General features: G+C 53.8%; 11 protein-coding genes. 8 read left to right on the forward strand and 3 right to left on the reverse strand.

Features of this window, described 5'->3' with window-relative positions; all coding sequences use genetic code 11:
* Positions 1 to 18 precede the first annotated feature (18 nt).
* Positions 19 to 2,292, forward strand: coding sequence for an HAD-IC family P-type ATPase (locus E5336_RS10585; RefSeq protein ID WP_135981072.1), 2,274 nt, complete (start codon positions 19 to 21; stop codon positions 2,290 to 2,292).
* 46 nt (positions 2,293 to 2,338) lie between these two features.
* On the opposite strand, the gene E5336_RS10590 is transcribed toward E5336_RS10585, so the two are convergent.
* Positions 2,339 to 2,614, reverse strand: a complete 276-nt coding sequence (locus E5336_RS10590) for a hypothetical protein (protein ID WP_135981073.1) — start codon at positions 2,612 to 2,614, stop codon at positions 2,339 to 2,341.
* Between the two features lie 155 nt (positions 2,615 to 2,769).
* Between E5336_RS10590 and E5336_RS10595 the strand changes: the two genes are divergently transcribed.
* From E5336_RS10595 to E5336_RS10605, 3 genes are all read left to right on the forward strand, one after another.
* Positions 2,770 to 3,126 (forward strand): cupin domain-containing protein, encoded by a 357-nt coding sequence (locus E5336_RS10595; protein WP_135981074.1) that lies wholly within the window; start codon positions 2,770 to 2,772, stop codon positions 3,124 to 3,126.
* A 570-nt stretch (positions 3,127 to 3,696) separates the two neighbouring features.
* Positions 3,697 to 4,554, forward strand: a complete 858-nt coding sequence (locus E5336_RS10600; RefSeq protein ID WP_135981075.1) for a nuclease — start codon at positions 3,697 to 3,699, stop codon at positions 4,552 to 4,554.
* A gap of 134 nt (positions 4,555 to 4,688) precedes the next feature.
* Positions 4,689 to 4,946, forward strand: coding sequence for a hypothetical protein (locus E5336_RS10605; protein ID WP_135981076.1), 258 nt, complete (start codon positions 4,689 to 4,691; stop codon positions 4,944 to 4,946).
* Positions 4,947 to 5,125: 179 nt separating this feature from the next.
* Here E5336_RS10605 and E5336_RS10610 read toward each other — a convergent pair whose 3' ends face one another.
* Positions 5,126 to 5,617: a peptidylprolyl isomerase gene (locus E5336_RS10610; RefSeq protein WP_135981077.1), complete on the reverse strand. Its 492-nt coding sequence runs from the start codon at positions 5,615 to 5,617 to the stop codon at positions 5,126 to 5,128.
* Positions 5,618 to 5,663: 46 nt separating this feature from the next.
* A complete protein-coding gene (locus tag E5336_RS10615; RefSeq protein WP_135981078.1) occupies positions 5,664 to 6,725 on the reverse strand; it encodes a M42 family metallopeptidase in 1,062 nt (353 codons plus the stop codon).
* Positions 6,726 to 6,780: 55 nt separating this feature from the next.
* Here E5336_RS10615 and E5336_RS10620 point away from each other — a divergent pair, with 55 nt between their 5' ends.
* From E5336_RS10620 to E5336_RS10635, 4 genes are all read left to right on the forward strand, one after another.
* Positions 6,781 to 7,530: an LD-carboxypeptidase gene (locus tag E5336_RS10620; RefSeq protein ID WP_135981079.1), complete on the forward strand. Its 750-nt coding sequence runs from the start codon at positions 6,781 to 6,783 to the stop codon at positions 7,528 to 7,530.
* 46 nt (positions 7,531 to 7,576) lie between these two features.
* The gene (locus E5336_RS10625; RefSeq protein WP_135981080.1) at positions 7,577 to 8,386 is read left to right on the forward strand and encodes a hypothetical protein; all 810 of its coding nucleotides are present in this window, start codon (positions 7,577 to 7,579) and stop codon (positions 8,384 to 8,386) included.
* The gene (locus E5336_RS10630) at positions 8,355 to 10,331 is read left to right on the forward strand and encodes an ATP-dependent DNA helicase RecG (protein ID WP_135981081.1); all 1,977 of its coding nucleotides are present in this window, start codon (positions 8,355 to 8,357) and stop codon (positions 10,329 to 10,331) included. The genes E5336_RS10625 and E5336_RS10630 overlap by 32 nt, the downstream gene beginning before the upstream one ends.
* Before the next feature lie 89 nt (positions 10,332 to 10,420).
* On the forward strand, positions 10,421 to 11,321 hold a 901-nt coding region (locus E5336_RS10635), incomplete at its 3' end, for a hypothetical protein (RefSeq protein ID WP_277820853.1).

The following is an 11,321-nucleotide window of genomic DNA, read 5'->3' on the forward strand; positions in this document are numbered from 1 at the left end:
TTTTGGTATAATGGGCGCATGAACAACACGGATCCCAAGCAGGGCTTGACAACCGAGGAAGCCCGCAAGAGAGAAAAAAACAAAATCAAAGACGAGTCGAGCCGCTCGTACAAGGCGATCTTTTTACAAAACACGTTCACGTTTTTCAACATCGTGAACTTCGCGCTCGCCGCGCTCGTGTTCATGACCGGATCGTATCGCAACATGCTTTTTTTAGGCGTCGTCCTCTCCAACATGGTCATCGGCATCGTGCAGGAAGTACGCTCCAAGCAGGTGCTCGACAAGCTCGCCCTCATCCACCAGGAGCTGGCGTGCGTCATTCGCGACGGCAGGGAGCAAAAGATCGCGATGGAGGACATCGCCAAAGGCGACATTCTCGTGCTGCGCGCCGGCGACCAGATCCCGTGCGACGGCACGATCGTGCAAGGCATGGTCGAATGCTCCGAGGCGATGCTAACCGGCGAGAGCGACTCGATCGAAAAGCAGGAAGGGGCGACGGTTTTGTCCGGCAGCTTCGTCATCGCCGGGCAAGCCCGCATGGAAGTGCACAAAGTCGGGGACCAGACGTACATTTCCACCATACTGAAGGAAGCCAAACGCGACAAGCGTTATCCAAGCCAGCTGCGCGAGTCGCTCCAGAAAATCATTAAGTTTTGCACGTACTCGATCATTCCGCTTGGCTTGTGCCTGTTCGCCAAACAATACTTTTTCAACCACGATCCGTGGAACGAGTCGATCCTTTCGACGGTCGCCGCGCTCATCGGCATGATTCCCGAAGGACTCGTCATTTTAACGAGTATCGCGCTGGCGGTCGCCTCGATCAAGCTGGCCCGCCGCCAGGTGCTCGTGCAGGAGTTGTACTGCATCGAGACGCTCGCCCGCGTCGACGTGCTTTGCTGCGACAAAACCGGCACCTTGACGCAAGGGGCGATGAAAGTCGTCGACGTCGAATCGTTTTCCAATCAGAAAATCGAGCCGGTTTTGGCGAAGATGTACGCCTCGCTGCCCGACGACAACGCGACCGCCAAAGCCATCCGTGCCTACACCCAAAATGAATGGGTCCATGAAAAAGCCGATTCGGTCGTTCCGTTTCAGAGCGCCACGAAGCGCTGCGAGGCGACCTTTGGCGACACGACATACCTTTGCGGGGCGTACTCGTTTATTTTCGACGTCCCGGATCCGGCCATTGTCGCCCAAATCGCCGCGGCCGCCAGAAAAGGACGCCGGGTTCTCGCGCTGGCCGAACAAAAAAAAGACATGGAAAAACCGCGGCTTTTGGGTCTTATCCTCATCCAGGACGTGTTGCGTCCGGACGCCCGGGAAATTCTTTCGTACTTCCAGACGCAGGACGTGAACATCAAGATCATTTCCGGCGACGATCCGGTCACGGTCGCCGCGATCGCCAAGGAAGCGGGCGTGGAAGGGGCGTTTATCGACATGATGAGCGTGTCGAACGCCGACATTCCCGACCTGATGGAACGTTACGCGATTTTTGGCAGGGTCGATCCGCAGCAAAAAAAGGAAATGGTGCTTGCCCTCAAAAACAAAGGCCACACCGTCGCGATGACGGGGGATGGCGTCAACGATGTCATGGCGCTCAAGGAGGCGGATTGCTCGATCGCGATGGGAAGCGGGGCGCAGGCCGCCCGCAACATCGCCAGTTTGGTGCTGCTCGAAGACCAGTTCGAGGCGATGCCCGCCATTTTGCGGCAGGGGCGTTGCGTCATCAACAACATCCAGCGGACGGCGTCGCTGTTTCTCGTCAAGACGATGTTCTCGTTCGCGCTCAGTTTTCTGACGCTGTTTTTCTGGACCGAGTATCCGTTCCAGCCGATTCAGCTCACGCTTATCTCGTCGCTTGCCATCGGGTTTCCAAGCTTTGTGCTCACGCTTGAGCCCGACGCCAAACGCGTCAAGGGCAACTTTTTGCGTACCGTGCTTTCCAAAGCGTTTCCGGGCGCGTTATGTGTGACGTTGTGCGTCGTGCTCACCGCCGTCCTGCGCCGGTTTTTCGCGATGAGCGACGAGCAGTTTTCCACGATTTGTACGATTCTGGCCGGCATTTGCGCCTTGTGCGTGCTGTACAAGACGTGCTGGCCGTTTACGACATTGCGCAAAGTGCTCTGGGTGGCGATGTGCGTCGTGTTCGGCTGCTGCGTCGTGTTCCTGAAGCCCGTGTTCTTTCTCACGCTGCTGCCATTCGACTTGCTTCTCGTGTGTCTGGCGGAAAGCGTGTTGATTCCGTTTATCCTTTTCGCGGCGTACAAACAAATCGAGCGAAGATACAAATAAAAAGACAGGAAAGTTGGATATGTTCCATCGGATTCCTGTCTTTGTTTTATTTTTCCTTTTTCCAAAGCGCCATGGTCGTCGCCTTGGCGTCCTGCATGCCCGCTTTGACGACGGGCGAAACGAACATGCTCACAAAATAGCGGTAGGCAAGCACGACCGGCAGCCAGCCGGGCGTGTTGATCATGAACACTTTGCGGATGTGCCAAAACAGCATCCACGTCTGCCACGGGGTGCCCATTCGTTTTCGAATCAGCGAAAAGGAGCGGGCGTGCGACCACGAGTGCAGAATGTGCGGTTTGACATAGTGGATGATCCCTTTCATCAAAACGGTCCTTTCTTATTGTTCTAAATAAAAGAATACAATGCATCGCTGGATTTCGTCAATGAAAAGAAAAAAATGAATGTAACTATTGAAATTACAATAAACCTGTGGTATTTTCGATGTGTAAACGATGGTTACATTCAGGAGGAAGAGAAATGGAAAACTATAAAAAAGCGAGTGTGGGAAACGAGGCGCGCGTCGAGCTGCACGATGCGCTCGGTTTGACGGGTGCGGAAGTGAGCGTCAACAGCCTGCCGGCTGGCGCGAGCGTCCCATTCGTGCATGCCCACAAAGCCAACGAGGAAATTTACGCGGTGCTCGAAGGAAAGGGCAAAGCCGTCATTGACGGACAGGAAATTCCGTTGGAGGCGGGGGACTGGCTCCGCGTCGCCCCGGCGGGAAAACGGCAGTTTTTCGCGGCCGCCGATGAGGGCATCCGGTTCCTTTGCGTTCAGGTGAAGGAAAACTCGCTGGAAGGCTACACGGCTGACGACGCGATTGTTGAAGGATAATTTTACAGGCATCCGTTTTGAATGCTTTTTTGTTTGATATATGTGGTTTTTGCGCCAAATAAAGCGAGAACGAGAAACGAACCATCTTTGATGGGCGGCCGTTTTCCAAAAAGGGATGTTTTCGTCGAAGTCATCGCGCAAATTCTCGAAGCGGGGCGTCTGATTCACACGGCCAAAACAGCCAGACCGTTTTGTTTTTTGTGCTCAAGCCACTAGCCAAAGGATTCAGGTTGTTGGTCGGAAACAACATTGGCGAAAAATATGACCGGCAAGCGACAGTTCTTGCGGGGAGTGTATAACAGGTGAAAGGAAATTCGAATCTTCCGCTTTTCTTGTTGACGCTTATATTTTTTTCATGCTATAGTTTGTCCACATCCGCCTTCCGGCGGATCCTGATTCCAACCATCGAAAGATTCCGTTCTTTTTCCCAGGTTCTTTCCTCTCTTATCTTTTTTATGGCTTCCTTTGATTTTTTCCTCTTCACTTTTTTAGATCAAAGCACCGCATGAAAACAGAAATGGATCTTTTGCGATCTTGGTTTCATTGAAATAATTTTTTAGAGGTGCTTATTTGAACAATCATCAATACTACTTTATGATTCAGCAATTCACGTTGTTTAGCGACTTTTTCATGTACGCCGTCTTTTCTCGCAGCAAGCCGGCCATCACGTTGCTGGCGCGCATCCTGACCGGCAAGCCCGACCTCGTCGTCAAGCGATGGGGGATGGAAGTAAAGAAGGGAATGCCGTTTTTTCGGCATGTCCGTTACGATTTGTTTGTCGAGGATATGGAAGGCAACTTGTACAACTTTGAGATTGAAAACGGCAGGAGGGCTCTTGGACAGCGGGCGTTGTTCAATTTGAGCGTGCTCGTTTCCCATATGTTGAAACCGAACGAACCGTTTCGCGCGTTAAACGAATCGTGGGTCGTCTTTCTGGCGAGAAAAGACTTTCTCAAACAAAACGAACCATTTTACACGTATGAATGGTTCGATCGGAAATGGAAGCGGATCCTGCATACGAAAGCGCATATCCGTTTTGTGAATGGAGAATACCGGGGCGATGACGCGATTGGAAAGCTGATGCATGATTTCCACTGTACAAACCCGGACGACATGTTTTATGATGAGCTTAAAGAAGCCGTATCGTATTTTAAAAAGGAACCGGAAGGAGTGAATACCATGTGTGAGATCATGAGAGAATTTGAAAGAAAGTCCAAGAACGAAGGACGTAGAGAAGGACGCGCCGAGGGACGTGCGGAAGGTAGAGCCGAAGGACGGGCTCAGGAACGTCAGAAGGCAAAGAAGCGCACGGAAGCCATTATGCGCAATTTGCGTGAAGAAGGCATGTCCTACGAAAGGATCGCGCGAATCACCAATCAATCTTTATCAAAAGTAAAATCGTTTTTTAAGACGCAACAAATCGCGTAACAAGCAGGCATCATGGCACCCGTCATGATGCTTTTTGATGAAAATCTTCTGGTACAAACCCGGACGACATGTTTTATGATGAGCTTAGAGAAGCCGTATCGTATTTTAAAAAGGAACCGGAAGGAGTGAATGCCATGTGTGAGATCATGAGAGAATTTGAAAGAAAGTCCCGGAACAAGGGACGCGCAGAAGGACGAGCGGAAGGCTTTGCCCAGGGACGTCGGGAAGGACGCGCCCAGGGACGGGCAAAAGGACGCACGCAAGAGCGTGAAGCCATCATGCGCAAATTGTATGCCAAAGGCATGGATTTGAAAACCATCGCTGAAGTAACGGGGCAAACCATTGCCAAAGTCGAAACGTTTTTCCAAAAACAAGCATTGAATAAAGGATAAAACCGTTTTTCACCTTCAATACATTCCCTGGATCGAAGGTTTTATTTTTGCGTCGTTTACTGTGCGACGGAACGAAGTTGTTGTTGGAACGCATCAAAAAAAGGAAGAATTCTGATTTTCTTCCTTTCAATAGATCTATCACAAACTTTTGGCAACAATCGCAAGCCGCGTTTCGTGTTTTAGTCGTGATCCTCGACCCGGATGGATTCGATGACTTGCGGTGTTTTTGGCGCGTCGTTCCAGCTTGTCGGGGTGCCCGCGATGCGGTCCAGCTCGTCCAGACCTTCGGTAATCAAGCCAAAGCCGGCGTACTGGCCATCGAGGTGCGGCGCGTCGGCATGCATGATGAAAAACTGGCTGCCCGCCGAGTTTGGATCCATCGCCCGCGCCATCGAAAGGATGCCGCGCGTGTGCTTCAAATCGTTTTTAAAGCCGTTGGCGTTGAACTCGCCCTTGATCGAGTATCCCGGACCGCCGGTTCCGTTGCCTTTGGGATCGCCTCCCTGAATCATGAACCCGGGAATGATGCGGTGGAACGTCAATCCATCGTAAAAGCCTTCGTTGGCGAGCTTTTCAAAGTTCGCCACCGTTTCCGGCGCGATATCCGGATACAGTTCGCCGGCCATCGTGTGGCCGTCTTTCATTGTGATGGTTACTTTTTTCTTTTTCATATCAACATCTCCTTCTCTTCACCTTACCATAAAACGCGCCGCGCCCCTAGAACGATGCCACGGTTTCCTTGTCCAGCGACTCGATGATCGCTTTGGCCAGTTCGACCGCTCCCTCGTAGTCTTTGATTGAGCAAAAGCCCACGCTCGAATGGGCGAACCGCGTCGGGATGCCAATGACGATCGTCGGCATGTCGTATGTGTGGTAAATCCCGCCATTCGTGCCGCCGCCCTTGCGCACCGCCACCTGGTACGGAATGCCGTGTTCCTCGGCGCACCGCAACGCGAACCGCTGAAAGCGCGGATGCGTAATCATGGAGCGGTCGAACGCGCGCAGCATAACGCCTTTGTTCATCGCCGACTGAATCAAATCCGGCGACTCGAACGAGTCGTCCGCCGGGCACCCCTCAAAACAAATGACGACATCGGCCTGGATCTTTTTCGCCGCCAGCGTACTGCCCCGGTCGCCTACTTCCTCCTGGGCGCTCAAGACGCCAATGACATGGTTAGGGCTTGTCTGCGTCTGGCGCAGCGTGTCCAGCAACGCGGCGCATCCAATCCGGCAGTCGAACGCCTTGCCCATGAACACACCGCGGTTTTCGTCAAACGCGCACGAAACGGCCGGCACGACAAAATCTCCCGGACGAACGCCCAGCGCGCGCGTTTGCGCTTTGTCGCTCGTTCCCACGTCGATTACCAGCGAATCGAAGTCGATGGGGCGTCGCTTTTCCTCCTCGCTCATAAAATGCACCGGTTTGGCCGCGACAATGCCGGTCACAAAGCCGTTTCGCGTCTGGATCTTCACCGGCGCGCCCACGATATTGACCGGGTTCCAGCCGCCCAGCGGCAAAAAGCGAAGCGTTCCGTTTTCCAGCAGCGCCTGCACCATAAAGCCGACTTCGTCGCTATGCGCGTCCAGCGCGATCGTGCAGCCGCCCGGCTTCGACGCGTTCGAGCGAGGACGCAAATACAAGTTGCGCAGCGTGTCCTCGGCCGCGTCGCAAAAATCGGCCGTGTCTGCTTTGGCGAGCGCGACCACCTCGTCTTCCATTCCGCTTGGGCCAAACGCGTTGGAAAGCGCGAGAACGCGCTCAATGCAATCATGATTCATAATTCTTTCCTTCTTTCCTGATATAATCAAATAAAATATACCTCGGAGGAAAACCATGCTCAATATAAAAATAGGAATTTTAAATCTTTCCAATCCGCTGACGCGTCCACTGGACGACTTGATTGACTGGCTGCAGGCGGAAGGGTTCCAAATCGCCGTTTCGCCGTATTTGTACGACCAACAGGCGTCGCCCGCCCAAAAAGCGGCCGTATTCAACGCGTGGATGCGTGAAAACGTTTTTGATTTTGTGTTCGACGTGTCCGGCGGCGACCTGGCCAACACGACGATTCCGTACTTGGATGTCGAAGCGTACCGCCAAGCGAAAACAGTGTTCGCCGGCTACAGCGATTTGACGTGCGTGCTCAATGTCTTATGCGTGCAAAAACCGGCCGTCCTGTACCAGCTGCGCAACCATGGCCGGCAAAGAGAGCTTCTCGACTGGCTTCGAAAGGAAAACGAGGACCTCCTCGTTCAAAAAGGCGTGTATGGCGGCAATATCCGTTGTTTGTTGAAGCTGGCCGGGACCGGCCGGTTTCCGGATCTGACGCAAAAGACGCTTCTTCTTGAAAGCTTTTCCGGTTCTTCCCAGCGTATCGAAAGCGATTTCGCGCAGCTGGCGATGATGGGCGTCTTCACGAAAATCCGCGCGCTTGTCCTGGGCCGGTTCACCGAGTTGTTTCAATCGCGGGACGGCCGGGTGGAGCTGGAACGCATCGCGCGACAGTATTATCTCGGACCGATCCGGTTCGATGATCGAATCGGGCATCAATACGACGCGTTCGCGGCGGTGTTGGGCGAATCGTGATTTTCGGGTATAATAAAGAAATACATCATTGAAAGGAGATCTCACGATGAAGAAGCTTCAAGCGTTCTTTTCCCATTTTCAGTTTCGCAGTCTGCTCAAGGCGCTGGTTGCGACGCTTATTTTGTCGTTTTTATACAATATCCCTTATTTAATGGCGGGTTCAGCCGCCATCGACCCGCGTTTGTTTTACGGCATCCAAGTCGTTCTCTCGCTGCTGTCTTCGATTGGCTTTTACAAAATCTGCACGCTGGCATGGACGCCCGACAAGGAAAAGCTGACGGCAGGTGCGATCGGGCGCGTGCTCATGCTGCAAGGCGTTTTGATCTTGCTCGTATCGGCCGTCCTCATGCCGCTTTCGACGGTTTTCGCCAGCAATATGCCCCTGTCGATTGTCGTGCAGCTCGTAAGCACGTTCGTTTTGATTGTCGTCATTCCGTTTCAGCTCGTGTACTATTACGCGCTGTTTTTAGGCAAGAGAAGCTGGAAGGACATTTGGGGCTTTGTGCGCGCCGTCTTCGCCCGCCACTACCGCTCGCTTTTGAACGTGTACTGCGCCTTGATTTTGGCCGTCATGGCCATCGACACGGTGACGGGCGGGCCGTTCTCACTGGCGCAAGGCTTTTACGTGCCCCACATCGTTTACAACTTGCTGTATGTGGGCAACCCGATGTTCAGCTGGATGTACATGCTGTTTTTAACCGTCGGATTCGGCGTGCCGCTCTCGAGCATGTTCGCGATCATTTTCCTTTTGTTCGTGGTCGGCTGCCTGTACGCCTACCTCGAGTTGAATTTTGTGGCGTTCGTCCAAAAGGAGTGTGTGGACCGTGGAACTGCGCGAACTCAAACTCACCGCTAGGCGCTATGGCCTGCTGCAAAAAATGAAGATCGACACGGTGGAACAGCTGCTTAAAACGTATCCGTTCCGCTATGAAACGATCGAGGCGGTGCCCTTCGACCAGTGGGAAAAAGGCGACAACGTGGCGCTGGAAGGACTGATCGCCTCCAGACCCTCGCTCATCCGGCTCGGGAAGAACCGCACGATGACGCGGTTTTCCATTATCGCGTGGAACGAGGAAATCGAAGTCACGCTCTTCAACCGGCCGTGGATCGGGCAGTTTCGCTTTGGTGAAACGATCACGCTGTTTGGCGTCTACCAGGGAAACGGCAAGATCGTGGCCTCCAACTACAACTTGAAGCCCCTCAGCGCCCAGACCGGGCTACGTCCGGTGTACTCGCTGACCAAAGGCATGAAGCCCGCCGACATGCAGGCGGCCATCAAGGCGGCGCTCAAGCACGTGCGCGACCTTCCCGATTTGATTCCTTCGCGCTACCGCCAAAAATACCGGCTGCTCGACAACGCCACCGCCTACGAGTGGATCCACGAGCCCCGCTCGATGCGCGAGCTTCACCAGGCGATCCGGACTTTAAAATACGAGGAGTTTCTTTGCTTTCAATGCTGCGTGCAGGCGCAGCAGGTGCAAACGATCACAAAGGAAGCCAAAGTGTTCGATCAAAAGCGGATCGAGGAAAAAATCGCGCAGTTCAAGTTCCCGCTGACGCCCGACCAGCAAAGCGCCATCGACGACGTCTTGCGCGACATGCGCTCGGACACGATCATGTACCGGATGATCCAGGGCGATGTGGGATGCGGCAAGACGATCGTCGCGATGATGAGCTTGTTCGCGTGCGAGCTGGCCGGATACCAGTGCGCGTTTTTGGCCCCGACTGAGATCCTCGCCCGCCAGCACTATGAAAATTTAAAAGCGCTCGGCCTGCCGGCCAGCCTGCTGGTCGCCTCGCTGCCCGCCAAGGAAAAGCGGGACGTGCTGGCCGGCTTGGAGGAAGGGGAAATTCGAATCGTGGTCGGCACCCACGCGCTGTTTCAGGAAAAAGTCAATTTTGAAAAGCTCGGCCTCGTCGTGGCGGACGAGCAGCAGCGCTTTGGCGTCAACCAGCGCCGGGCGTTGCTGGAAAAAGGAAAAAACGTCGACTTTCTCATGATGTCGGCGACGCCGATCCCGCGCACCTACGCGCACTTTCTCTATGGCGATATTCGGTTGAGCAGTATTCGGACGATGCCGCCCGGCCGCAAGCCGGTGCTCACCCGGTACGTGCCGGGCACCTCGATGAAAAGCATTTTGAGCGATGTGCTCGCCGGCATCGACGAAGGGCGCCAGTGCTACGTGGTGTGTCCGATGATCGACGAGAATCTGGAAACGAACTTGCGGGCCGTCACGACGATTTACGAAGGCATGGTCAAGACGCTGGGCGACAAATACCGGGTCGGCTTGCTGCATGGCAAAATGCGCGCGCAGGAAAAAGACGAGATCATGGAGCAGTTCGCCAACAAGGCGTACGACATTCTCGTGTCGACGACCGTCATCGAGGTTGGCATCGACGTGCCGGACGCCACGATGATGGTCATTTACGACGCGCATCGCTTTGGCTTGTCGACGCTTCACCAGTTGCGGGGACGCGCCGCCAGAGGCAAACGGCAGGGCGAGTGCTGGATGCTTTCCAACTCCAAAGATCCGGAAGCGATCGAGCGGCTCAAAAAGCTCGAAACGATGACGGACGGGTTCGCGATTTCCGCGTACGACTTGTCCAAACGCGGTCCGGGCGACTTGCTGGGAACCCGGCAAAGCGGATTGCCGACTTTTATTCTTGGCGACTTTGAAAAAGATCCGGCTATCATGGAAGTATGCGTGCACGACGCCCGGGAAATTCTCGATCTGGGCGAGGACAAGGCGATGCTCGACTACGTGAAGCAGGCGATGGAAAACGCGCGGTATTTCGACTAAGCCGCGCGATTGGAGGGACATAGGGATACACAAGAGAAGGGAGAAAAGGAGTTTCCTCGCGCAGACATTGCGGTATCCACTTCTGGAAGATGATGAATAAGGAAGCAATTCAAAACAAACTCGTTTATTTTGGCGCCTTACTCGGGTTGTGCGCCCTGCTGATCCTTGTGGCGTATTTCTTCTTTTTGCGGACGGTCAAAGTGGATGTCATGAGCAGCATGCGCTTGATTTACGAAGGGGAAAACCACGACGCCAGCGTGGAGGCGATCAATACGATGGAGGACATCAACCAGCGCATTCAGGAATTTTACAATACGATTCACTACACGGTGGAGCCGGATACGGGCTTGTCGAACGGGGACACGATCACGGTCAAAGCCCAATACGACGAGGCGCTGGCGCAGCAGTACCATTTCGAACCGGAAAACACCGTCAAGGAAATCGTGGTGGAAGGCCTGCCAAACCGCTTTGACTCGGTAACGCAAATCGACACGGCGTGGATCGGGCAAATCGAGCGGGAAATGGAGCGCTATATCGAAGAGCACAAAGGACAGGAAATTGAAACGGAATTCACGCAAATCGACCCGCGCGAGGCGACGCTGGAGTCGACGACGCTCGAATACGCCGGATTTTTAAAATCCATGGAAGCGCAGCACGGGGACCGGTTTATCGGATTGTACCGGCTGTCGTACGCCATCGAGCAAAAGCCGGTGGACATGTACTATATCGTCATCGTGCCCAATATCAACGACTCGCTCCAAATCGACACGCAAAATATTTATGGCGAGCGGGCGTACTTGAGCGAGGAGGAAATCGCGCAAGGCAAATATACGGACTACATCGCCCGGATCTTTGGCTCCCAGTACGTCATCGAGCCGGTGGCGCTTGAAAATGAAAAAGAAGAAGCGGATCAGCAGGTTCTTACAAGAAGTTTGTTACGGAATCCATTGAACGGAAGGAAAATTTATGATCCTTCCGTTTTTTTGTGCA

It is taken from the genome of Dubosiella muris (genome assembly GCF_004793885.1).
GTDB lineage: Bacteria > Bacillota_I > Bacilli_A > Erysipelotrichales > Erysipelotrichaceae > Dubosiella > Dubosiella muris.